The sequence below is a fragment of the Duganella sp. CT11-25 genome (genome assembly GCF_047302815.1).
In the GTDB taxonomy this organism is placed as follows: domain Bacteria; phylum Pseudomonadota; class Gammaproteobacteria; order Burkholderiales; family Burkholderiaceae_D; genus Rugamonas.
Genome location: NZ_JBKBFD010000001.1, coordinates 4,020,821 through 4,044,921, shown reverse-complemented (window position 1 = coordinate 4,044,921; position 24,101 = coordinate 4,020,821). Strand labels below are relative to the sequence as shown.

Annotated in this window: 20 protein-coding genes; 17 read left to right on the top strand and 3 right to left on the bottom strand. The window is 66.1% G+C overall.

The window, feature by feature from the left end; all coding sequences use genetic code 11:
* Positions 1-206 precede the first annotated feature (206 nt).
* A complete protein-coding gene (locus ACEN9F_RS17355) occupies positions 207-1,829 on the top strand; it encodes a methyl-accepting chemotaxis protein (RefSeq protein ID WP_413421643.1) in 1,623 nt (540 codons plus the stop codon).
* Here ACEN9F_RS17355 and aqpZ read toward each other — a convergent pair.
* Together aqpZ and ACEN9F_RS17345 are read right to left on the bottom strand one after the other, a co-directional pair.
* A complete protein-coding gene (gene aqpZ, locus ACEN9F_RS17350) occupies positions 1,826-2,518 on the bottom strand; it encodes an aquaporin Z (protein WP_413421641.1) in 693 nt (230 codons plus the stop codon). The genes ACEN9F_RS17355 and aqpZ overlap by 4 nt on opposite strands.
* A 79-nt stretch (positions 2,519-2,597) precedes the next feature.
* Complete coding sequence (locus ACEN9F_RS17345; protein ID WP_413421639.1) at positions 2,598-4,148, bottom strand: response regulator; 1,551 nt, start codon at positions 4,146-4,148, stop codon at positions 2,598-2,600.
* Between the two features lie 307 nt (positions 4,149-4,455).
* Between ACEN9F_RS17345 and ACEN9F_RS17340 the strand changes: the two genes are divergently transcribed.
* From ACEN9F_RS17340 to ACEN9F_RS17280, 13 genes are all read left to right on the top strand, one after another.
* Positions 4,456-5,619, top strand: a complete 1,164-nt coding sequence (locus tag ACEN9F_RS17340) for a methyl-accepting chemotaxis protein (RefSeq protein WP_413421637.1) — start codon at positions 4,456-4,458, stop codon at positions 5,617-5,619.
* A 9-nt stretch (positions 5,620-5,628) separates the two neighbouring features.
* The gene (locus tag ACEN9F_RS17335) at positions 5,629-5,997 is read left to right on the top strand and encodes a response regulator (protein WP_413421635.1); all 369 of its coding nucleotides are present in this window, start codon (positions 5,629-5,631) and stop codon (positions 5,995-5,997) included.
* A gap of 18 nt (positions 5,998-6,015) precedes the next feature.
* Complete coding sequence (locus ACEN9F_RS17330) at positions 6,016-6,312, top strand: STAS domain-containing protein (RefSeq protein WP_413421633.1); 297 nt, start codon at positions 6,016-6,018, stop codon at positions 6,310-6,312.
* A gap of 28 nt (positions 6,313-6,340) precedes the next feature.
* On the top strand, positions 6,341-8,512 hold the full coding sequence (locus tag ACEN9F_RS17325; protein ID WP_413421631.1) for a chemotaxis protein CheW: 2,172 nt from the start codon (positions 6,341-6,343) through the stop codon (positions 8,510-8,512).
* Between the two features lie 15 nt (positions 8,513-8,527).
* Positions 8,528-9,079 carry a chemotaxis protein CheW gene (locus ACEN9F_RS17320; protein WP_413421629.1) on the top strand — a complete coding sequence of 184 codons (552 nt, stop codon included), beginning with the start codon at positions 8,528-8,530 and terminating at the stop codon, positions 9,077-9,079.
* A 13-nt stretch (positions 9,080-9,092) separates the two neighbouring features.
* On the top strand, positions 9,093-9,899 hold the full coding sequence (locus tag ACEN9F_RS17315) for a CheR family methyltransferase (RefSeq protein ID WP_413421627.1): 807 nt from the start codon (positions 9,093-9,095) through the stop codon (positions 9,897-9,899).
* The gene (locus tag ACEN9F_RS17310) at positions 9,896-10,438 is read left to right on the top strand and encodes a chemotaxis protein CheD (protein WP_413421626.1); all 543 of its coding nucleotides are present in this window, start codon (positions 9,896-9,898) and stop codon (positions 10,436-10,438) included. Before ACEN9F_RS17315 ends, ACEN9F_RS17310 begins: the two co-directional genes overlap by 4 nt.
* A 2-nt stretch (positions 10,439-10,440) precedes the next feature.
* Positions 10,441-11,514, top strand: coding sequence for a protein-glutamate methylesterase/protein-glutamine glutaminase (locus tag ACEN9F_RS17305; protein WP_413421624.1), 1,074 nt, complete (start codon positions 10,441-10,443; stop codon positions 11,512-11,514).
* Positions 11,515-11,522: 8 nt separating this feature from the next.
* On the top strand, positions 11,523-12,800 hold the full coding sequence (locus ACEN9F_RS17300; RefSeq protein WP_413421622.1) for an EAL domain-containing protein: 1,278 nt from the start codon (positions 11,523-11,525) through the stop codon (positions 12,798-12,800).
* A gap of 34 nt (positions 12,801-12,834) precedes the next feature.
* A complete protein-coding gene (locus ACEN9F_RS17295) occupies positions 12,835-14,418 on the top strand; it encodes a methyl-accepting chemotaxis protein (protein WP_413421620.1) in 1,584 nt (527 codons plus the stop codon).
* The gene (locus tag ACEN9F_RS17290) at positions 14,418-14,924 is read left to right on the top strand and encodes a chemotaxis protein CheW (RefSeq protein WP_413421618.1); all 507 of its coding nucleotides are present in this window, start codon (positions 14,418-14,420) and stop codon (positions 14,922-14,924) included. The genes ACEN9F_RS17295 and ACEN9F_RS17290 overlap by 1 nt, the downstream gene beginning before the upstream one ends.
* 9 nt (positions 14,925-14,933) lie before the next feature.
* Positions 14,934-16,616 carry a methyl-accepting chemotaxis protein gene (locus ACEN9F_RS17285; RefSeq protein ID WP_413421617.1) on the top strand — a complete coding sequence of 561 codons (1,683 nt, stop codon included), beginning with the start codon at positions 14,934-14,936 and terminating at the stop codon, positions 16,614-16,616.
* Positions 16,617-16,726: 110 nt separating this feature from the next.
* Complete coding sequence (locus ACEN9F_RS17280) at positions 16,727-18,217, top strand: methyl-accepting chemotaxis protein (protein ID WP_413421615.1); 1,491 nt, start codon at positions 16,727-16,729, stop codon at positions 18,215-18,217.
* Between the two features lie 6 nt (positions 18,218-18,223).
* Here ACEN9F_RS17280 and ACEN9F_RS17275 read toward each other — a convergent pair whose 3' ends face one another.
* Positions 18,224-19,036, bottom strand: a complete 813-nt coding sequence (locus tag ACEN9F_RS17275) for a class I SAM-dependent methyltransferase (RefSeq protein WP_413421613.1) — start codon at positions 19,034-19,036, stop codon at positions 18,224-18,226.
* A gap of 376 nt (positions 19,037-19,412) precedes the next feature.
* On the opposite strand from ACEN9F_RS17275, the gene ACEN9F_RS17270 reads away from it, so the two are divergent.
* Genes ACEN9F_RS17270 through ACEN9F_RS17260 form a run of 3 tightly spaced genes read left to right on the top strand, consistent with a single transcriptional unit; the run spans position 19,413 to position 24,101 of the window.
* A complete protein-coding gene (locus ACEN9F_RS17270; RefSeq protein WP_413421611.1) occupies positions 19,413-21,050 on the top strand; it encodes a TldD/PmbA family protein in 1,638 nt (545 codons plus the stop codon).
* Between the two features lie 18 nt (positions 21,051-21,068).
* Positions 21,069-22,406 carry a TldD/PmbA family protein gene (locus ACEN9F_RS17265; RefSeq protein ID WP_413421609.1) on the top strand — a complete coding sequence of 446 codons (1,338 nt, stop codon included), beginning with the start codon at positions 21,069-21,071 and terminating at the stop codon, positions 22,404-22,406.
* Between the two features lie 57 nt (positions 22,407-22,463).
* Positions 22,464-24,101: a TldD/PmbA family protein gene (locus ACEN9F_RS17260; protein ID WP_413421607.1), complete on the top strand. Its 1,638-nt coding sequence runs from the start codon at positions 22,464-22,466 to the stop codon at positions 24,099-24,101.

Genomic DNA, 24,101 nt, shown 5'->3' with positions numbered 1-24,101 from the left:
TGGCCAAACCGGCAATGTTGTATTTTAAATCCCGGTATGAAAATGGCCGTACAAATGAAACCGAAGTGTAAACGTTTTCTCATGCACTGATGCGATATTTGTTGCAGATTAGAATGAAAAGCAAAATATATTTCAATCTTAAACAAGTTGAAGCGGGCGGTCGCTGGCGTTACTATGGTTAAACAATTCCCAGACCGGAGACCCTCATGAAGATTAGTGATCTCAGCATCGGCAGGCGTTTGTCCCTCGGCTTCGCCGTCATCCTCGCCATCCTCATCCTTAACACCGGCCTCGGCATCTACCGCCTGCAGGGCGTGGCCGAATCGACCCGCAGCATGATGGCCTTGCCGCTGGCGAAGGAGCGCCTGATCTCGGACTGGTACCGGATGGTGTATGCCGGCATACGCCGCACCACCGCCGTGGCCAAGAGCGCCGACCCGGCGCTGGCCACCTTCTTCGCCGAGGAGGCCAAGACCGCCACCGCCTTTTCCCAGGGCTTGATCAAGCAGATCGAGGACCTGTCCACCGACCAGGACAAGGCGCTGATGGCGGAGCTGGTGGAAACGCGCAAGGTCTACGTCGGCTCGCGCGACGGCCTGATGAAGGCCAAGGCGGCCGGCGACGCGGCCGAAGCCACGCGCCTGCTGGAGCAGGTGTACCTGCCGTCGGCCAAGGTGTATGAAGGCATGCTGCAACGGATACTGGACCACCAGCGCAAGGAGATCGACGCCGCCGCCGTGCGCATCGAGGCGGTGGCCAGCGACAGCCGCAACCTGCTGGCGCTGATGGCGCTGCTGGTGGTGGCGTTCGGCGTGGCCTTCGCCTGGTGGCTGACGGCCGGCATCACGCGGCCGATCAACGAGGCGGTGGCGCTGGCCGAGCGCGTCGCCGAGGGCGACCTGGTCGATCACAGCGTCCATGGCGCCGACGGCTACAGCAAGGATGAGCCGGGCAAGCTGCTGTTCGCGCTGCACCGCATGTCGAGCGGACTGGTGAGCATCGTCAGCGATGTGCGCGCGGGCACCGACACCATCGCCACCGCCTCGTCGCAGATCGCGGCGGGCAATCTCGACCTGTCTTCGCGCACCGAGCAGCAGGCCAGCTCGCTGGAGGAAACCGCGTCGTCGATGGAGCAGCTGACCAGCACCGTCAAGCAGAACGCCGAGAATGCGCGCCAGGCCAACCAGCTGGCGGCGAACGCCTCGGCGGTGGCGCAGCGCGGCGGCGCCGAAGTGTCGGACGTGGTGCAGACCATGGCCTCGATCGACCAATCGTCGAAGAAGATCGTCGACATCATCGGCGTCATCGACGGCATCGCGTTCCAGACCAACATCCTGGCGCTGAACGCGGCGGTGGAGGCGGCGCGCGCCGGCGAGCAGGGGCGCGGCTTCGCGGTGGTGGCGTCGGAGGTGCGCAGCCTGGCGCAGCGCTCGGCCAGCGCGGCCAAGGAAATCAAGGCGCTGATCGACGATTCGGTCGGCAAGGTGGCGGCCGGCACGCGGCTGGTGGGCCAGGCCGGCGGCACGATGGAGGAAGTGGTGGTCAGCATCCAGCGCGTGACCGCCATCATGGCCGAGATCAGCAGTGCCAGCAGCGAACAGACCACCGGCATCGAGCAGATCAATATGTCGATCACGCAGATGGACCATGTGACGCAGCAGAACGCCGCGCTGGTGGAACAGGCGGCGGCGGCGGCCGATGCGATGCAGGAGCAGGCCGCCAAGCTGGCCGACGCCGTCAGCATCTTCAAGCTGGGCGACGCCGCGCATCCAGCGCAGCGGCGGCCCGCGCTGCCGGCGCGCGGGCCGGCCAGGAAGCTGCTCGCTTAGACGGGGTCGGCCTTGCCGATGAAGCGGTAGATCGCCGCGCCCAGCAGCGCGCCGACGATGGGCGCGACCCAGAACAGCCACAGCTGGCCGAGCGCCCAGTCGCCCACATACAGCGCGACGCCGGTGCTGCGCGCCGGGTTGACCGAGGTGTTGGTGACCGGGATGGTGATCAGGTGGATCAGCGTCAGCGCGAAGCCGATCGGCAGCGGCGCGAAGCCCTTCGGCGCGCGGGCGTCGGTGGCGCCCAGGATCACCAGCAGGAACATCATGGTCATCACCACTTCCGCCACCAGCGCGGCGGTCAGCGAGTAGCCGCCCGGCGAGTGCGCGCCGTAGCCGTTGGAGGCGAAGCCGGCGCCGACGTCGAAGCCGGCCTTGCCGCTGGCGATCAGGTACAGCACGCCGCCGGCGACGATGGCGCCCAGCACCTGCGCGACGATGTAGGGCAGCAGCTGGTTGGCGGGGAAGCGGCCGCCGGCCCACAGGCCGACCGATACCGCCGGGTTCAGGTGGCAGCCCGAGATGTGGCCGATGGCGTAGGCCATGGTCAGCACCGTCAGGCCGAAGGCCAGCGAGACGCCGAGCAGGCCGATGCCGACGCCGGGAAAGGCCGCCGCCAGCACGGCGCTGCCGCAGCCGCCGAGGACCAGCCAGAAAGTACCGAAGAATTCCGCGCCATATTGTTTCATGCTGCCTCCGAGGTTGAATGCGAAATTTGCAATGTTAGCAATTTAGCGCGGACGGCGCGAAATGTCGAGTGACGGTTTTTCACGCCGCGGGCAGGCGCAGCAGCAGGCGGGTGCGCGCGCTGTCGTCCTGCGCGGCCAGCGTGCCGCCCTGTACCTCGGTCATCAGCCGCGCCGCGTACACCGGCAGCGCGCCGTCGCCGTCCGGGCGGTCGGCCGGACCTTGCAGGCAGGCCAGCTGCGCGGCCGGCAGCGCGCCGGCGTATTCGAGCGTCAGCGCCCAGTGGCTGTCTTCCAGCGTGGCGCCGAGCACGATCGAGGTGCCGGCCGGCGTGTTGGCGGCGGCGTTCAGCAGCAGGTGCTCGAACAGCGTGCGGCAGAAGCTGGCGTCGCCCAGCACCGTGACCCGCAGCGCCGGCAGGATCACCGGATGGGTGACGCTGCTGTCGGCCGCCGCGCGCTGCAGCAGCGGGTTGAGCTCGATCTTGTCGGCGGCCGGTTCGCTGGCGCCCTGCTCGATGCGGAACAGTCCCATCGACAGGCTGGCCTGGCGCATGGCGCGCCGCGCGGCCTGGTCCAGCGCCTGCAGCGTGGCGCGCTGCGCCAGGCCCAGCGCGGCGCCCGGATCGTCCAGCAGCTGCTCGCCGGCGGCGATCACTTCGGCCAGCGGCGTGCTGAGGTTGTAGCGCGCCAGGCGCTCGACTTCCTCGCGCAGCTGGGCGTTGCCGGCGACGGCGGCGTTCTGTTGCTTGAGCTCGGCCATCATGCCGGCCAGGCGCAGGTGGGTGCGCATGCGCGCCTTCAAGATCGCCGGGTCGACCGGCTTGGTGACGTAGTCGACCGCGCCCAGCTCGAGGCCGCCGACGATGTCGTCGGCCTGGTCCTTGGCCGACAGGAAAATCACCGGGATGTCGGCGGTGGCCGGGTCGGCCTTCAGGCGGCGGCACACTTCAAAGCCGTCCATCTCCGGCATCATGACGTCGAGCAGGATGATGTCGGGGCGGTGCAGCGGAATGATCTCGAGCGCCTTGCGGCCGGAGATCGCGACCTTGACGCCGTAGCCCTCGTCGGCCAGCATGCCGGCGATGACCTTGATGTTGGTGGCGATGTCGTCGACCACCAGCACCGTCGCTTCCTGGAGCCGTTCGTCGAGCGGGCGCTCCATGCCGATCAGCGGTGGCGGCGCCGACTGCATGGCGGCGGCGCGCATGCCGGCCGCGCGTTTGGCGGCGGCGTGGCCGCGGGTCTGGAACATCGCCTGCAGCTTGCTGTGGAAGGTGGCCAGGGTGAACGGCTTGATCAGGCAATCGGTGACGCCGGCCGCGGCCGCCGCGCGCAGGCCGTCGCGGTTGGCTTCGCTGGGCAGCAGCATGAACGGCAGTTCCTTGTCGGCCAGGTTGTCGCGCACCCAGCCCAGCAGCTGCAGGCCGTTCATGCCCGGCATGTCGAGGTCGGAGATGACGGCGGCGATCGGCCGCTCCTTGAGGATGCGGCAGGCTTCCTCGCCGCCGGCGGCCAGGAATACATTGTTCAGTCCGAGGTCGGCCAGGATGCCTTTGACCACGGAGCGCATTTGCTGGTTGTCGTCCACCACCAGCAAAGGCAGCGAGAGGTCGATATTCTTGACGGGCATAAGCGGATTCCAGCGTAAATAATCAGTGGGCAAGATTGCGGTTGCGCGGGTGCAACACGATACTAGCAAGATGGATGTCTCGTTGTACAGAGGAGCCCTTACGGCAGCACGCGCGGCGCGGCGTGCGTTCACCTATCTTAACTTTAAAAATTTCTCCTCAGAAGCAATTTACGGCGCTGTCGCATAAAACTCCAGATACAATTGATTCGCCGGCCACATTGTGGCGCGGGCTCTCTTTCTAGGATACAGTTGGACACCGGGGCGTGCTGGACAGCGCTGTCCCGAGACTATAGCGGGGTGGCGTCCAGTGAAAAACTTTACCGGCTTAGACAGCAAGATATTGGCGCCGTTCGGCTTGGCCGGCGCCGGCGCGTTGGGGACGATGGTGGCGGGTTGGAGCGCGTGGGGCTGGTACACGGTCCTGTGGTCGGCGCTGCTGCTGGCCGCCGCCGCATGGTGCGCGCGCGCGTCCGGCGCCGGCGCGCTCGGCGGCGCCGGCGACGCCGACATGATAGACAACTACCTGGCCGGCCGCGAGCGCTTCGGCGACGCCGTGCTGCCGATCTGGTGCCGCCATATCGAAAACTCGCGCACCCAGATGGAGGAGGCGGTGGCCGACCTGGCCGGGCGCTTCTCCAGCATCGTCGACAAGCTCGACAACGCGGTGCACGTCTCCAGCATGGACAGCAAGGGCGGCAGCTCGATGCCCGAGGTGTTCGCGCGCAGCGAGCAGCAACTGGGCTCGGTGGTGACGTCGATGAAATCGGCGATGTCGTCCAAGCAGGCCATGCTGGCGCAGATCAAGGACCTGGAACGCTTCACGCGCGAGCTGCGCGACATGGCCGAAGGCGTGGCCAGCATCGCCGCGCAAACCAATCTGCTGGCGCTGAACGCCGCCATCGAGGCGGCGCGCGCCGGCCCCGCCGGACGCGGCTTCGCGGTGGTGGCGCAGGAAGTGCGCAACCTGTCGAGCCGCTCGGCCGAGACCGGCCGCAACATCTCCAACCGCGTCGGCCTGATCAGCAGCGCCATCCTGGCGGCCAGCCAGGCCGCCGAACAATCGAGCGAGGCGGAAGACAAATCGATGCAGTCGGCCGAGGGCATGATCGAGTCGGTGCTGGGCAAGTTCCGCAGCATGACCGACGCCCTGGTGCAATCGTCGGACCTGCTCAAGCAGGAGAGCATCGGCATCCAGGGCGAGGTCGGCGAGGCGCTGGTGCAGCTGCAGTTCCAGGACCGCGTCAGCCAGGTGATGGCGCATGTGCGCGAGAACATGGAGCTGCTGCCGTCGCTGCTGCGCGACAACCGCGACCGCTACCACGCCGACCAGGTGCTGGAGCCGCTCGATCCCGACCTGCTGCTGCACGAGCTGCAGAAGACCTATGCGATGGCCGAGGAACACGCGGTGCACGGCGGCTCCAGGCACGCCGCGCCGGCCGCCACCGAAGCCGACGAGATTACTTTTTTCTGAGGATAAGACATGGCAAAAACCATTATGGTGGTCGATGATTCGGCTTCTCTGCGTCAGGTGGTCGGCATCGCGCTCAAGGGCGCCGGCTACGAGGTGATCGAAGGCCGCGACGGCGTCGATGCGCTGTCCAAGTGCACCGGCCAGAAAATTCACCTGGTGGTCTGCGACGTCAACATGCCCAATATGGACGGCATCACCTTCGTCAAGCAGTTCAAGCAGCTGCCGCTGTACAAATTCACGCCGGTCATCATGCTCACCACCGAATCGCAGGAGAGCAAGAAGGAAGAGGGCAAGGCGGCCGGCGCCAAGGCGTGGGTGGTCAAGCCCTTCAAGCCGGAAGTGCTGCTGGGCGCCGTCGCCAAGCTGGTCCTGCCATAAAATCCCACGGAGGCTGCGATGTCGGACCAAGTCACACGCATTGCCATTGACGGCGAGATGACCATCTACCGCGCCGCCGATCTGAAAATCACGGTGCTGGAGGCGCTGCGCAAGACGCGCGTGCTGGAGATCGACCTGTCGGGCATCACCGAACTCGATACCGCCGGCCTGCAGGTGCTGATGCTGGCCAAGCAGGCCGCCGCCGCCGACCAGCGCGAGCTGCGGCTGCTGCGGCACAGTCCCGCCGTGATGGAGATCTTCCAGATGCTGGACCTGGTCGCCTTCTTCGGCGACGCCGTACTGATACACGACTAGACCAACGATCGACCGCCGAGGGCAAGCCATGAACCTGGACGAAGCGCTACAGACTTTTATCACCGAAAGCCGCGAACTGCTGGAAGAGATGGAGAACGCGCTGCTCAACGTCGACGTCGCCGGCGACCAGAGCGAAGCGATCAACGCCATCTTCCGCGCCGCCCACACCATCAAGGGGTCGGCGGGGTTGTTCAGCCTGGACCACATCGTCGCCTTCACCCACGTGGTCGAGAGCCTGCTGGACGAGGTGCGCGACGGCCGCGTGGTGCTCAACGACGAGATGATCGTGCTGCTGCTGTCGTGCTGCGACTACCTGTCCGGCATGACAGACGCGCTGGCGGCGGGCCGGCTGGAAGCCGATCCCGATACCGCGCCGGAAGGCGAGATGCTGCTGCAGCAGCTGCGCCGCCATATGGACGGCGGCGCGCACGGGGCGGCGCCCGCCGCGGCGGCCTCGCTGGCGGTGCACGCGGAGCCGGGCGTCGAGCGCATCGACCAGGAACGCGGCGACAGCGACTACTGGCACATCTCGCTGCGCTTCGGGCGCGGCGTGCTGCAGAACGGGATGGATCCGATCGCCTTCCTGCGCTACCTGGCCAAGCTGGGCCGGGTGGTCGGCATCGCCACCGTGCCCGACGCGCTGCCGGCCGCCGAGGAGATGGACGCGGAGCTGTGCTACCTGGGCTTCGAGATCGCCTTCGACAGCAGCGCCGACCGCGACGCCATCGCCGGCGTGTTCGAGTTCGTGCAGGACGATTGCGAGATCCGCATCATCCCGCCGCACAGCCGGGTCTCGCAATACGTCGACCTGATCCGCGCCTTGCCGGAGCAGGCGGCGCGCCTGGGCGAGATCCTGGTGCGTTGCGGCAGCGTCACCCAGCAGGAGCTGGACGGCGCGCTGCAGCAGCAGTCGTCCGACAAAGAGGAGGACGCGCCGCAGCAGCAGCTGGGCAGCATCCTGGTCGGCGGCGGCAACGTGCCGCCGGTGGTGGTGGAGGCCGCGCTGGCCAAGCAGAAGCAGGTCAGCGAGCAGAAGGCGCAGGAGAGCCGCTCGATCCGCGTCGATTCCGACAAGCTCGATCGCCTGATCGACCTGGTGGGCGAATTGATCATCGCCGGCGCCCGCGCCAGCATGATCGGCCAGCATATCCAGAACACCGAGCTGCTGGAGTGCACCTCGACCCTGACCGGGCTGGTGGAGGACGTGCGCGACGCCGCGCTGGAACTGCGCATGGTGAAGATCGGCGCGACCTTCAACCGCTTCCAGCGCGTGGTGCACGACGTCGCGCGCGAGCTGGGCAAGGACATCGGCCTGATCGTCGACGGCGAGGATTCGGAGCTGGACAAGACCGTGGTGGAGAAGATCGGCGATCCGCTGATGCACCTGGTGCGCAACGCCATGGACCACGGCATCGAGCCGGCCGAGGTGCGGGTGGCCAACGGCAAGCAGGCCAAGGGCATGATCAAGCTGAACGCCTTCCACGAATCGGGCAGCATCGTGATCGAGGTGAGCGACGACGGCGGCGGCCTGCGCAAGGAAAAGATCCTGGCCAAGGCGGTCGAGCGCGGGCTGGTGGACGCCGACCGCAAGCTGACCGACAGCGAAATCTACAACCTGATTTTCGAAGCCGGCTTTTCGACGGCGGAGAAGATCACCAACCTGTCCGGGCGCGGCGTCGGCATGGATGTCGTCAAGCGCAACATCACGGCGCTGCGCGGCAGCGTCGACGTCACCAGCAAGGAGGGCGCCGGCACCACCGTCACGGTGCGCCTGCCGCTGACGCTGGCCATCATCGACGGCTTCCTGGTGCAGGTGGGCGGCTCGGTGTTCGTGATCCCGCTGGACATGATCGAGGAATGCATCGAGTACGCCACCGAGCCGGGGCAGGACTATTGCAACCTGCGGGGCCAGGTGCTGCCCTTCATCCGCCTGCGCGAGCTGTTCCGCATCGAGGGCGCGGCCACGCGGCGCGAGAGCATCGTGGTGCTGAAGTTCGGCAACCACCGCGCCGGGCTGGTGGTCGATACGCTGCTGGGCGAATTCCAGACCGTCATCAAGCCGCTCAGCCCCCTGTTCAGCGAAGTCAAATGCATCAGCGGTTCGACCATCCTCGGCAGCGGCGAAGTGGCGCTGATCCTGGACGTGGCGGCGTTGATGCACACCGTCGGCGGCAAAGGCGCCGTGGCGCTGGCCGCCTAGATTACCGGAGAGACCATGAGCACAGTCGCCAACAATGTCGTGACCTACGGTAGCAGCGCCATCGTCGCGCTGCAGAGCGGGGCCGCGCTGCCCAGCCAGTTCCTGACCTTCATGCTGGGCGAGGACCAGTACGCGGTCGGCATCCTGCACATCAAGGAGATCATCGAGTACGGCAGCCTGGCCACGGTGCCGATGATGCCGGACTGCGTGCGCGGCGTGATCAACCTGCGCGGCGCGGTGGTGCCGGTGATGGACCTGTCGGCGCGCTTCGGCCGCGCCCCCAGCACCATCAGCAAGCGCAGCTGCGTGGTCATCGTCGAAGTCGCGGGCGAGGACGGCGACGGCAAGCAGGTGCTGGGCATGCTGGTGGACGCGGTCAACGCGGTGGTGGAGATCGCCGCCGGCGATATCGAGCCGCCGCCGTCGTTCGGCACCCGCATCCGTCCCGACTTCATCGCCGGGATCGGCAAATTCAACGGCAAGTTCGTGATCCTGCTCGACATCGAGCATGTGCTGTCGAGCGAGGAAATCGTCGAGATGGCGCGCGGCACCGCGGCCGTCGCGTAGGGAGCTGCGCATCATGCCGGTAGCGACCATCACCGACCGCGAATTTTCGCAGTTCCAGCGCTTCATCTACGACGCGGCGGGCATCTTCATGGCCAACGGCAAGCAGGCGCTGGTCAGCGGCCGCCTGGCCAAGCGGCTGGCGCACTATCAGCTCGACAGCTACGGCGACTACCTGCGGCTGCTGGAGAGCCGCGCCCAGCCGGCCGAGCTGCAGGTGGCGGTCGACCTGCTGACCACCAACGAGACCTATTTCTTCCGCGAGCCCAAGCACTTCACGCTGCTGCGCGACCTGGCGCAGGACGCGCGCGACAAGGGCAAGACGCTGCGCGTGTGGAGCGCGGCCAGCTCCAGCGGCGAGGAACCGTACAGCATCGCCATGGTGCTGGCCGACGTGCTGGGCGAGGCCGCCTGGGAAGTGCTGGGCACCGACATCAGCACCCGGGTGCTGGAGCGCGCCCGCACCGGCCACTATCCGATGGAGCGCGCCAGCCAGATGCCGCCGGCCTACCTGAAGAAGTTCTGCCTCAAGGGCCAGGGCAGCGAGGCCGGCACCATGCTGATCGAGCGCTCGCTGCGCCAGCGGGTGCAGTTCCAGCACCTGAACCTGAACCAGCCCTTGCCCAAGGTCGGCAGCTTCGACGTGATCTTCCTGCGCAACGTGATGATCTACTTTAACCTGGAGACCAAGCGCCAGGTGGTGGCGCGCCTGCTGGCGCAGCTGCGCCCCGGCGGCTACTTCCTGATCGGCCACTCCGAAACGCTGAACGACATCAACGACACGCTGGTCGCGGTGGCGCCATCGATCTACCGCAAAGCATGACGGCGACGCTGACCATGGCCGACTCCAAGATCATCGATATTTTTCTGATGCCGGGCGATTACTTCGTCGGCGACGAGCAGTATCGGGTGCGCACGCTGCTGGGGTCCTGCGTCTCGATCACGCTGTGGCATCCGGCCATGCGCATCGGCGCCATGTCGCACTTCCTGCTGCCGGGCCACGGCCGCCGCAAGAACGACCGCCTGGAGGACAAGCCCGGCATGTACGGCGCCGACGCCATGCGGCTGCTGCTGGAGGGGATGGAGCGGCACGGCGTGCCGCTGATCCAGTGCCAGGGCAAGATCTTCGGCGGCGGCGCCATGTTCCCCCGCAACGGCAAGGTGCGCGACATCGGCATGCAGAACGGCGACTATGCGCGCAGCATGCTGCAGCAGCACGGCATACACGTGGTGTCCGAGAGCCTGTTTGGCGAGGGGCATCGCCAACTCATCTTCACCATCCGCAGCGGCGAGGTATTGAGCCGCCAGGTTCCGCCTGAGCCCAAGGTGGAACGCAGAAGCAACGCAGGAGCAAGGGATTAGGCATGAGTGGAATTAACGTCATGATCGTCGACGATTCGGCCGTGGTGCGGCAGGTGCTGAGCGGCCTGCTGAACGCGACGCCCGGCATCACCGTCACCCACGCGGTCGCCAATCCGCTGCTGGCGATGGAGCGCATGAAGGTGCAATGGCCGGACGTGATCGTGCTCGATGTCGAGATGCCGAAGATGGACGGCATCACCTTCCTGCGCAAGATCATGAGCGAGCGGCCGACGCCGGTGGTGATCTGCTCGACGCTGACCGAGAAGGGCGCGCAGACCTCGGTCGAGGCGCTGACCGCCGGCGCGGTGGCCATCATCACCAAGCCGCGGCTGGACCTCAAGCAGTTCCTGCACGACAGCGCGGACGAACTGGTGTCGGCGGTGCGGGCGGCGGCCGGCGCCCACGTGGGCAAGCTGGTCAACCGGCCGGCGCCGCCGCCGGTCACCGTCAAGCTGAACGCCGACGCCGTGCTGCCGCCGGCCGACTACAAGCCGATGACCGCCACCACCGAGCGGGTGGTGGCGATCGGCACCTCGACCGGCGGCACGCAGGCGCTGGAAGAGGTGCTGACGTCGCTGCCGCGCGTCTCGCCCGGCATCGTGGTGGTGCAGCACATGCCGGAGAAATTCACCGCCGCCTTCGCCGCGCGGCTCGACAGCGTGTGCCAGGTGCGCGTCAAGGAAGCGGCCAACAACGACCGCGTGCTGCAGGGGCAGGTGCTGATCGCGCCCGGCGGCAAGCACATGCTGCTGCGCCGCACCGGCGCCCAGTACTTCGTCGAGGTGGTGGACGGCCCGCTGGTCAACCGCCACCGGCCGTCGGTCGACGTGCTGTTCCGCTCCGCCGCGCGCGCGGCCGGCGCCAACGCGCTGGGCGTGATCATGACCGGCATGGGCGACGACGGCGCCGCCGGCCTGCTGGAGATGCTCAAGGCCGGCGCCCGCACCGTGGCGCAGGACGAGGCCAGCTGTGTGGTGTATGGCATGCCGAAAGAAGCCGTCAAGCGCGGCGGGGTCGAGAAATCGGTGCCGCTGAACGCGATCTACCGCGAAATCCTGCAGCAGCTCTCCTACTGACCGACATCATGCACACGCCGCCGTTCTCCGCCGCCGCCGTCGCCGACGCCCACGCCGCCCCGCTGTGGGCCGGCCGCCGCGTGCTGGTGGTGGAGGACAGCGCGGTGCAGCGCAACTACCTGGTCGGCCTGCTGCGCCAGCTCGGCTTCGGCGAGATACTGGAGGCGGGCGACGGCAACGAAGCCTTGCGGGTGCTGGAGGGCTTGCAGGGCGACCCGATGTTCCTGGTGCTGACCGACCTGGAAATGCCGGGCATGGACGGCATCGAGCTGACCTGCCAGCTGCGCGAGCGCGACCTGACGGAAAACCTGATCGTGGTCAGCGCGCGCGATCCGCGCCTGCTGGAGATCATCGAGAGCATGGGCTGCGAGGACGCTTCCATCGGCCTGCTGGGCACCCTGCTCAAGCCGGTGCAGCTGGAGCCCTTGACCCAGCTGCTGTCGAAGGCGGGCAAGGTCGCCAAGCCGCGCGGCGCCGGCCCGCAGATCGCCCAGTCTTCATTGGAGGAACTGGCGCAGGCGCTGGAGCGCGGCGAGTTCCTGCCTTACTTCCAGCCCAAGGTCTCCATGCAGAACGGCCAGCTGAAGGGCGTGGAGGCGCTGGCGCGCTGGCAGCATCCGCAGCGCGGGCTGCTGTCGCCGTTGCATTTCATCGACGCGCTGGAGGGTTCGCCGCTGATGGCGGACTTCACGCTGTCCATCGTGCAGCAGATACTGCAGCGCATCCTCGACTGGCATCGGGCCGGCCTGCCGCCGCTGACGGTGTCGATCAACCTGTCGGCCGACAACCTGTCCGACCGCGGCTTCATCGACCGGTTGACGGCGCTGGTGCTGGCCTCCGGCGTCACGCCCGCCACGCTGGTGTGGGAAGTGACCGAGACCAGCGTGATGCGCCAGCTGTCGCAATCGCTGACCAATATGGGGCGCCTGCGGCTGATGGGCTTCGGCCTGGCGATGGACGATTTCGGCATCGGCTATTCATCGATGCAGCAGTTCGCGCGCTGCCCGTTCACGGAACTGAAGATAGACCGCGCCTTCGTCAACGGCGCGGCGCAATGGCCGAACCGCCACATGGTGCTGAAAAGCGCGCTGGACCTGGGCCAGAGCCTGGGCGTGGCCACCGTGGCCGAGGGGGTGGAGACGGTCGAGGACTGGAAGCTGCTGCGGGACCTGGGCTGCGACATGGCGCAAGGCTATCTGCTGGCCAAGCCCATGCCGGCCGGGGATCTGGTGGGGTGGATCAGGCAGGACAGGCGCAGGTTGCGCGCACTGGCGGGCGAAGAGTAACTATAAAAAAAAGTTTTATCACTGGGGAGTCGGCATGTTTTCAGCTTTGAAGGTCAGGACCAAGATATTGATGTTGCTGGCGGTTGCGTTGCTGGCGTTGGCGGTGGTGGTGCTGATCGCTTTTTCCGGATTGAAGACGCAAGGGGAGATGCTGTCCGAGATCGGCAAGAACCGCCTGCCGTCGGTGCAGGCCTTGCAAACCATCAGCGAGGGCCAGACGGCGCTGCGCTCGTCCAGCCGCGCCATCGACGCGATGGCGCTGTACCCGGACGACATCGACGGCATCGCCCACGAGATCAAGCGCAAGCAGGAGGCCTGGAGCCGCATCGACAAGGCCTGGGCGATCTACGATCCGCTGCCGCAGGCGGCCGAGGAGGCATCGGTCTGGAAGACCTTCGTCAAGCAATGGGATGCGTGGAAGCAGCGCGACGCCGCCCTGACCGAGCTGGCGGGCAAGATCGCGCGGGCCGACAGCGCCAAACGCAAGGAGCTGTTCACCCTCCTGCACAACAGCATCAAGGATAACCGCACCGCTTTCCACGACGCCGAGGAAAGCCTCAACAAGCTGGTCGCGTTGAACACCCAGTACGGCGAAGACGCGGTGAAGAGCGCCGATGTCTCGTCGGCGCGCGCGCTCAGCACCATGTACATCACGGCCGGCGTCGCGCTGGCGCTGCTGGTGGTGATCGGCCTGTTCATCCTGAACGGCATCATGAAGCAGCTGGGCGGCGATCCCGGCTATGCGGCGCAGATCGTGCGCCTGGTGGCGGACGGCGACCTGAGCGTGGAGGTGGTGCTGAAAACCGGCGACACCAGCAGCCTGCTGGCGGCGATGCAGGGCATGATCGAGAAGCTGTCGCACGTGGTGCAGGAAGTGAACAACGGCGCCGAGGCGCTGGCCAGCGCTTCCGAGGAAGTCAGCGCGACGGCGCAGTCGCTGTCGCAGGCGGCCAGCGAGCAGGCCGCCGGCACCGAGCAGACCAGCGCCTCGGTCGAGCAGATGACGGCGTCGATTTCGCAGAACACGGAAAACGCCAAGGTCACCGACGGCATCGCCGGCAAGGCGGCCAAGGAGGCGGCCGAGGGCGGCGAGGCGGTCAAGTCGACGGTGGCGGCGATGCAGCAGATCGCCAAGAAGATCAGCATCATCGACGACATCGCCTACCAGACCAACCTGCTGGCGCTGAACGCGGCGATCGAGGCGGCGCGCGCGGGCGAGCATGGCAAGGGCTTCGCGGTGGTGGCGGCCGAGGTGCGCAAGCTGGCCGAGCGCAGCCAGGTGGCGGCGCAGGAGATCGAGCAGGTCGCCAGCAGCAGCGTGCAGCTGGCCGAGAAGGCCGGCCGCCTGCTGGACGAGATGGTGCCGAACATCCGCCGCACCTCCAACCTGGTGCAGGAGATCACGGCGGCGTCGGAAGAGCAGTCGGCCGGCGTGGGGCAGATCAATTCGGCCGTCACGCAGCTGAGCCAGACCACGCAGCAGAACGCGTCCAGTTCCGAGGAGCTGGCGGCGACCGCCGAGGAGATGAGCGGCCAGGCCGAGCAGCTGCAGCAGACCATGTCCTTCTTCAAGCTGGCAGGCGCATCGAATTTCGTCCATTCCAAAGCGAGGCGGTGATGAACACATTGACGGTATCCGAGCCGCGGCAGATATCTGCTGCGCCGGCGCAGTTCCTCAGTTTCATGCTGGGACAGGATATGTTCGCGATCGGCATCCTGGCGGTGCGCGAGATACTGGAATACGCGGGCGTGACGCCGGTGCCGCAGATGCCGCCGTCCATCAGCGGCGTGATCAACCTGCGCGGCACGGCGGTGCCGGTGCTGGACCTGGCGCGCCGGCTGGAGCGCGAGCCGTCCGCGCTCAGCAAGCGCACCTGCATCATCGTGGTGGAGGTGGACGGCGCGGACGGCCCTTTCGTGATCGGCATCCTGGTCGATGCGGTCAACGCGGTGCTCGACATTCCGGCCGCCGACATCGAGCCGGCGCCCAGCTTCGGCGCGCAGGTCAAGGCCGACCTGCTGCACGGCATAGGCAAGGTCAATGGCCGCTTCGTGCTGCTGCTGAACGTGCAGCACGTGGTCTCGGCCATCCATCTGACAGAACTCGTAGCGCAATTCCCTTAGGAGATAACCATGTTCGCAAATATAACAGTCAGGGCCAAGATCCTGACGCTGATCGCCGTCGCCGTGCTGGCGCTGCTGCTGGTGGTGGTGATCGCCTTCCAGGGATTGAAAAAACAAGGCGAAATGTTGTCCGAGATCGGCAAGAACCGCATGCCGTCGGTGCAGGCGCTGATGGCGATCAACGAGGGCAAGACCGGCATCCGCTCGTCCAACCGCGCTGCCGATGCGGGCGCGCTGACGCCCGATAACATCGCGGACATCGCGCAGCAGATCAAGCGCCGCGCGGAGATCTTCGCCGGCATCGACAAGGCGTGGAAAATCTACGACCCGCTGCCGCAGACCAGCGAGGAGGCGGTGGTGTGGAAGCAGTTTGTCAAGGAGTGGGACGCCTGGAAGCAGAAGGACGCGGAGTTCGGCAACCTGCTGGTGCAGATCCAGGGCGCGGAACAGGCCAAGCGCAAGGAGCTGTTCGTCGCCCTGCATACCCGCCTGACGGACAACCGGGACGCCTTCCACGCCGTGGAGAGCAGCCTGGACAAGCTGGTCGACATGAACACCAAGTACGGCGACGACGCGGTGCGCGAGGCGGATGCGTCCTCCGCCGCCGCGACCAACAGCATGTACGTGGCGTCGGCCGTGGCGCTGGCGCTGCTGGTGGCGCTGGGCCTGCTGATCCTGCACGGCATCCTCAAGCAGCTGGGCGGCGATCCGGGTTATGCGGCGGAGATCGTGCGCCTGGTGGCCGACGGCGACCTGCGCACCGAGGTCGAGCTGAAGCCGGGCGACACCACCAGCCTGCTGGCGGCGATGAAGGGCATGATCGACAAGCTGTCGCAGGTGGTGGAGGAAGTCAACAGCGGCGCCGAGTCGCTGGCCAGCGCTTCCGAGGAAGTCAGCGCGACGGCGCAGTCGCTGTCGCAGGCGGCCAGCGAGCAGGCCGCCGGCACCGAAGAGACCAGCGCCTCGGTCGAGCAGATGACGGCGTCGATTTCGCAGAACACGGAAAACGCCAAGGTCACCGACGGCATCGCCAGCAAGGCGGCCAAGGAGGCGGCCGAGGGCGGCGAGGCGGTCAAGTCGACGGTGGCGGCGATGCAGCAGATCGCCAAGAAGATCAGCATCATCGACGACATCGCCTACCAGACCAACCTGCTGGCGCTGAACGCGGCGATCGAGGCGGCGCGCGCCGGCGAGCATGGCAAGGGCTTCGCGGTGGTGGCGGCCGAGGTGCGCAAGCTGGCCGAGCGCAGCCAGGTGGCGGCGCAGGAGATCGAGCAGGTCGCCAGCAGCAGCGTGCAGCTGGCCGAGAAGGCCGGCCAGCTGCTGGACGAGATGGTGCCGAACATCCGCCGCACCTCCAACCTGGTGCAGGAGATCACGGCGGCGTCGGAAGAGCAGTCGGCCGGCGTGGGGCAGATCAATTCGGCCGTCACGCAGCTGAGCCAGACCACGCAGCAGAACGCGTCCAGTTCCGAGGAGCTGGCGGCGACCGCCGAGGAGATGAGCGGCCAGGCCGAGCAGCTGCAGCAGACCATGGCCTTCTTCAAGCTGGCCGGCGGCTCGCGCAGCGTGCGCCCGGCGCCGGTGATACGCAAGCCGGCCAAGTCCGCGCGGCTGGCGGGCGGCGTCGCGGCCAGCCGCCGCATGTCTGAAATGAGCGATCCCGACGAGTCGCACTTTGTGAAATTCTGACGTAGGCTGGACGCCACACTACGGCCGGATAGTGAGTATTGGTGAGAATTGTGGGGCGATATTGGTTCACAATGATTCGTGATCCCCGCCTCCTCAAGGAGTAATCGCTCATGCTGAATCAGATGAAAATGGAGACCCGGCTGCACGCCGGTTTCGGCGCCATCGTGCTGCTTGTGGTCCTGCTGGGCATCATCGCCTTCGCCAAGCTGACGTCGCTGCATGAGCACTGGACCGACTTTGAAACCGTCACGCTGGCGCGCAAGAACGCCGTGCTGGAAGGCGTGACGGCGCACGGCCACGCGGTGCGCCACTTCAAGAACTACGTGCTGCGCGGCGGCGACAACAACGCCAAGTTCCGCGCCGACCTGGCCGAAATCGACAAGGAGATGGCGGCCTACCGGGCCGCCGGCGGCTTGAGCGCCGAGGAGCAGACCCTGCTCGGCGATGTCATGACCGGCACCAAGAGTTATGGCGACAGCATGACCGAGCTGGAGGCCATGCGCGAGAAGGGCATGACCGTGCTGGAGATGGACAAGGCCATCAAGGGCGCCGACGAGGCCATCGCCACCGCCTTCCGCAAGCTGCTCAAGGTGAACGACGCCGAGACCAGGAAAGAATCGGCGGCCATGACCGAGGTGACCGACTCCGCCAAGCAGATGATACTGGCGGTGGACGTGGTCATCGCCGTCCTCGGTTGCGTGCTGGCGGTATGGCTGGCGCGCAGCCTGTCGGGCATCGTGCGCGAGGTGCAGATGGTGGTGAGCAGCCTGGCCGGCGCCTCGCAGGAGGTCAGCGCCACCGCGCAGTCGCTGTCGCAGGCGTCCAGCGAGCAGGCGGCGGGGGTGGAGGAGACCAGCGCCTCGATCGAGCAGATGACGGCCTCGATCGCGCAGAACACCGAGAACGCCAAGATCACCGACGGCATCGCCACCCAGGCCGCGCTGGAGGCGGCGCGCGGCGGCGAGGTGGTGAAGGCGACGGCGGCGGCGATGAAGCAGATCGCCAGCAAGATCAGCATCATCGACGACATCGCCTACCAGACCAACCTGCTGGCGCTGAACGCGGCCATCGAGGCGGCGCGCGCGCACGAACACGGCAAGGGTTTCGCGGTGGTGGCGGCCGAGGTGCGCAAGCTGGCCGAGCGCAGCCAGGTGGCGGCGCAGGAGATCAGCAAGGTGGCCTCCGACAGCGTCGACCTGGCCGAGCAGGCCGGCGTGATGTTCGACGCGCTGGCGCCGAATATCCGCAAGACCTCGGACCTGGTGCAGGAGATCGCGGCGGCCTCGGAAGAACAGAGCTCCGGCGTGCGGCAGATTAACGGCGCGGTGATCCAGCTGAGCCAGACCACGCAGGTGAACGCGGCCAGCTCGGAAGAACTGGCGGCGACCTCGGAAGAGATGAGCGCCCAGGCCGAGCAGCTGGGGCGCCTGATGGCGGTGTTCAAGCAGTACGCGGTCGACGACGGCCGGCCGGCGGTGCGGCGCGCGGCGCCGCCGCTGAGACCCGTGGCCGCCAGCGCCGCCGCGGCACCGCGCGCGGCGCGCAACCTGAACCTGGCGCCCGGCGGCTCGCCGGACGAGACCAAGTTCACGCGCTTTTGAAAGCGCCTACGGCTTGACGAACTTCAGCGTCATGCGGTCGCTCTCGCCGATGGCCTGGTACTTGGCGCGGTCCTCGTCCTTGTTGGTATAGGTCGGCGGCAGCGCCCACACGCCGCCCTTGTGGTCGGCGGTGTCCTTGGCGTTGGCGTTGACTTCCGACCTGGCGGCCAGCTTGAAGCCGGCCGCTTCGGCCAGGCCGATCACATACTTCTCATGCATATAGCCGGTGCTGGCCTCCGCGTCCTGCGTCTTCGAGGCCGGCAGGCGGTGCTCCTCGACGCCGAACACGCCGCCCGGCTTCAGCGCCGTGTAGACGCTGCCGAACAGCTCCTTGAGCTTGTCCGGGCCGATCGGTATCCAGTTGTGGATGTTGCGGAAGGTGAGCACCATGTCGACGCTGTTCGGCGGCGCCAGTTCGTATTTGCGCGGCGGCGAGAACACGCCCAGCGCCACCTTGTTGTACACCTCGGGCTTGGCGTTCAGGCGCGCGATGAAGCGCTCGGCGCCCTTGCGTTCGCCCTCGCTCGGCGACGCCAGGTCGTTGCCGGCGGTGATCAGCTTGCCGTGCTCGCGCAGGTAGGGCGCCAGGATCTCGGTGTACCAGCCGCCGCCCGGCGTCAGCTCCACCACCGTCATGGTCGGCTTGATGCCGAAGAAGCTCAAGGTCTCGTAGGGATGGCGATACACGTCGCGCTCCACATTGGCCGGCGTGCGCGACTTGGCGGCGACGGCCGCCTTCAGCGCGTCGTCCGCGTGGGCGGCGCCGGTCGCGCCGAGCAGCATGGTGGTGGCCAGTACGGCCAGTGCGTATCGTTTCATGCGGTATCTCCAGAGGGTTGTTTGGTGACGCGATCATCGGCCAAGCTTGCAAAGAGGTCAAGCGAAATGGCACACGCCGCACCGCCGCAGTGCGCCCGTGCGCTGCGGACACCCGGCGGACACTTTTCGGACACGTAAGCGGACACTTCGGACACCAAAAATCAAGGTTTACATGACGATTTCCGATGGCACACATTTTGCCTATCCCGTTCCTTAATCCGGCGCTAATATATTGCTAAAACCAAGGAAACGGCGACGGATATTCAGGTGTAACGTAAAGTAACAAGCAGTACGGTGGTAGTTCAAGCAATAAGAGCAAATAAAAAGCAGAACCCTGGGCGCCTGGCCCACAACAAGCCTTACGTTTGGAGATACGATGGAACGACGTGGATTCCTCAATATTAGTAGTCTGGCCCTGGGCACGATGCTGCTGCCCGCATTCGGCCGCGCAATCGCCGCGGAAGAGTTGCTCAAGCCGGTCGCCGTGCAGTTCAAAAAAATGCTGGCCGATACCGCGATGACCGCGGCCACGCAAGCCGGCGCGTCGTATTGCGACGTGCGCGTCGGGCGCTACCTGAACCAGTTCATCACCACCCGCGATTTGAACGTCGAGAACGTGACCAACACGGAATCGGCCGGCGTCGGCGTGCGCGTGATCGCCGGCGGCGCCTACGGTTTCGCCGCCACCAACGACATGACGCCGGACGGCGTGGCCGCCGCGGCGCGCCAGGCGGTCGCCATCGCCAAGGCCAACGCCAAGCTGCAGACCGAGCCCGTGATCCTGGCGCCGGTCAAGGGCGTCGGCGAAGTGTCGTGGGCCACGCCCATCATCAAGGACTGGCGCACCGTCGCCATCAAGGAGAAGGCCGACCTGCTGATCGCCGCCAACAAGGCCGGCATGGAGGGCGGCGCCAGCTTCATGCAATCGCTGCTGTTCCAGGTCAACCAGCAGAAGTACTTCGCCTCCACCGACGGCTCCTACATCGACCAGGACATCCACCGCATGTGGATGCCGTTCTTCGCCACCGCCGTCGACCAGAAGACCAACAAGTTCCGTTCGCGCCAGGGCCTGTCGGCGCCGGTCGGCATGGGTTATGAATATCTGGACGCGCGCAAGGAAGACAAGATCCAGGCGGCGGGCGGCGTGACCACGCTGTACACCAAATCGTATGACCTGATCGAAGACGCGCGCCTGGCCGGCAAGCAGGCCAAGGCCAAGCTGACCGCCAAGTCGGTCGAGCCGGGCAAGTACGACCTGGTGCTGACGCCGGAACACCTGTGGCTGACCATCCACGAGTCGGTCGGCCACCCGACCGAGCTCGATCGCGTGCTGGGCTACGAGGCCAACTACGCCGGCACCAGCTTCGCCACGCTGGACAAGTGGCAGTCGAAGAAATTCAAGTACGGTTCGGACCTGGTCAACATCGTCGCCGACAAGACCACCCCGGGTTCGCTGGGCGCGGTCGGCTACGACGACGAAGGCGTCAAGTGCAAGAACTGGGACATCATCAAGGACGGCATCCTGGTCAACTACCAGGCCACCCGCGATCAGGCCCACATCATCGGCGAAAAAGAATCGCACGGCTGCTCGTATGCGGACAACTGGGCCAACGTGCAGTTCCAGCGCATGCCGAACGTCTCGCTCAAGGCGGGCAAGAAGAAGCTGACGCCGGACGAAATGATCAAGGACGTCAAGAAGGGCATCTACATCGTCGGCGACGGTTCCTTCTCGATCGACCAGCAACGCTACAACTTCCAGTTCGGCGGCCAGCTGTTCTACGAAATCAAGAACGGCAAGATCGGCCAGCAGCTGGAGGACGTGGCGTATCAATCGAATACCCAGGAGTTCTGGAACGCCTGCGTCGGCATCTGCGACGAGCGCGATTGGCGCATGGGCGGCTCCTTCTTTGACGGCAAAGGCCAGCCGCCGCAGGTGTCCATCGTTTCGCACGGTGCATCCACGACGCGCTTCAACGGCATCAACGTCATCAACACGGCCCGCAAGATCGGCTAAGCCTGGAGAGAGAAGAATATGAAATTCCTGAGTCAAGAAGAGACCAAGCGCATTACCGACAAGGTGCTGTCCCTGTCCAAGGGCGACCAGTGCGAAGTGACCATCAACGGCAGCCGCAAGGGCAATATCCGCTATGCGCGCAACGCCGTGTCGACCGCCGGCCTGATCGAAGATACGCAGCTGTCGGTGTCCGTCGCCTTCGGCAAGAAGCAGGGCACGGCCGCCATCAACGAGTTCGACGACAAGTCGCTGGAAAAAGCCGTGCGCCGCGCGGAAGACCTGGCCCGCCTGGCGCCGGAAAATCCGGAGTTCATGGCGACGCCGACCAAGCAGGAATACAAGGCCACCCAGACCTTCTTCCAGAAGACCGCCGACATCGATCCCGAATTCCGCGCCCAGGTCGCGGCCTACAGCATCGAGAACAGCAAGAAGAACAAGCTGGTGGCGGCGGGCTTCTTCACCGACAGCACGCAGTTCACCGCCATCGCCAATTCCAACGGCGTGTTCGGCTACCAGCAGGACACGGGCCTGGACTTCACCGTGACCGTGCGCACCGAAGACGGCCGCGGCTCCGGCTGGGCCAAGCGCAGCGTCGGCGATGTCAGCAAGTTCGACGCCCGCTCGGCATCCGACGTGGCGATTGAAAAAGCACTGCGCTCGGTGGAAGCCAAGGCGCTGGAACCGGGCCGCTACACGGTGATCCTGGAGCCGGCCGCGACCTCCGACGTGCTGGCCTATATGTTCAACAGCTTCGACGCCCGCTCGGCCGACGAGGGCCGCAGCTTCCTGTCGAAGAAGGGCGGCGGCAACCGCCTGGGCGAGAAGCTGTTCGACGAGCAGGTCAACGTCTGGGCCGACCCGTGGGACAAGGACGTCGCGGTGCTGCCGTGGGACGGCGGCAGCATGCTGGCGCGCGAACGCCAGGACATCATCAAGGGCGGCAAGATCGCCAACCTGGACTACTCGCTGTTCTGGGCCAAGAAGCAGGGCAAGCGCGCCATCGGCACGCCGGGCAACATCATCATGGCCGGCACCAGCAAGTCGACCGAGGAGCTGATCGCCAATACCAAGAAGGGCATCTTGGTGACCCGCACCTGGTACATCCGCATGGTCGATCCGCAATCGGTGCTGCTGACCGGCTTGACCCGCGACGGCACCTTCTACATCGAGAACGGCAAGATCAAGCATCCGATCAAGAATTTCCGCTTCAACGAGAGCCCGGTGTCGATGCTGAACAACATCGAGGAAATCGGCAAGCCGGAGATCCTGTCCGGTGACGAGTCGCAGTTCCAGCTGCTGATTCCGGCGATGAAGGTACGCGACTTCAACTTCACGTCGCTGTCGGACGCGGTGTAAAGTCCCAAGGGGCCGGGAAGCAGTTTCCGGCCCCGTTTTATTTTTTCAGGAGCTAAAGTGGAACGACGTTCATTTCTAAAAATCGGCGCGGCCGCCGGCGGCAGCATGCTGATCCCGGTGTTCGGCAACGCCATCGCGGCCGAAGAGCTGCTCAACCCCATGGCCGTGCAGTTCAAGAAGGCCCTGGCCGACGCCGCCATGAACGCGGCCACCAAGGCCGGCGCCACGTATTGCGACGTGCGCATCGGCCGCTACCTGAACCAGTTCATCACCACCCGTGACATGAACGTGGAAAACATCGTCAATACCGAATCCTCCGGCGTCGGCGTGCGCGTGATCGCCAACGGCGCCTACGGCTTCTGCTCGACCAATGTGATGAACCCCGACTCGGTGGCCGACGCCGCGCGCCAGGCCGTCGCCATCGCGCGCGCCAACGCCAAGCTGCAGGCCGAACCCGTGGTGCTGGCGCCGGTCAAGGGCGTGGGCGAAGTGGCGTGGGCCACGCCGTTCAAGAAAGACTGGCGCACGGTGCCGATCAAGGAAAAGGCGGAGATGCTGCTGGCCGCGAACCGGGCCGGCCTGGACGCGGGCGCCAGCTTCATGGCGGCCAACCTGTTCCAGGTCAACCAGCAGAAGTATTTCGCTTCCACCGACGGCTCGTATATCGACCAGGACGTGCATCGCCTGTGGTCGCCGCTGACCGCCACCGCCGTCGACAAGACCGCCAACCGCTTCCGCACCCGCGACGGCCTGTCGTCGCCGGTCAGCATGGGCTATGAGTTCTTCGAGGCCAAGGCCGAGAACAAGATCAAGGCCGCCGGCGGCGTGACCACGCTGTACAAGGGCGCCTACGACATCATCGAGGATGCGCGCACCGCCGGCCGCCAGGCGCGCGAGAAGCTGAGCGCGAAGTCGGTCGAGCCGGGCAAGTACGACCTGGTGCTGTCGCCGGAACACCTGTTCCTGACCATCCACGAATCGGTCGGCCACGCCACCGAGCTGGATCGCGTGCTGGGCTACGAGGCCAACTACGCCGGCACCAGCTTCGCCACGCTGGACAAGTGGAAATCGAAGAAATTCAAGTACGGCTCGGACATCGTCAACTTCGTCGCCGACAAGACCACCCCGGGCTCGCTGGGCTGCGTCGGCTACGACGACGAGGGCGTGGCCTCCAAGCGCTGGGACATCATCAAGGACGGCATCCTGGTCAACTACCAGGCCACGCGCGACCAGGCCGCCGTCATCGGCGAGAAGGAATCGCATGGCTGCTCGTACGCGGACAGCTGGAGCAGCGTGCAGTTCCAGCGTATGCCCAACGTCTCGCTGGCGGCCGGCAAGAAGCAGCTGACGCCGGACGAGATGATCAAGGACGTCAAGAAGGGCATCTACATCCTGGGCCGCGGCTCGTTCTCGATCGACCAGCAGCGCTACAACTTCCAGTTCGGCGGCCAGCTGTACTTCGAGATCAAGAACGGCAAGATCACCAATCCGCTGGAGGACGTGGCCTACCAGTCCAACACGCAGGAGTTCTGGAACGCCTGCACCGCGCTGTGCGATGAACGCGACTGGCGCATGGGCGGCTCCTTCTTCGACGGCAAAGGCCAGCCTAGCCAGGTCAGCGCGGTGTCGCACGGTTCGCCGACGACCCGCTTCAACGGCATCAACGTGATCAACACTGCTCGCAAGATTGGATAA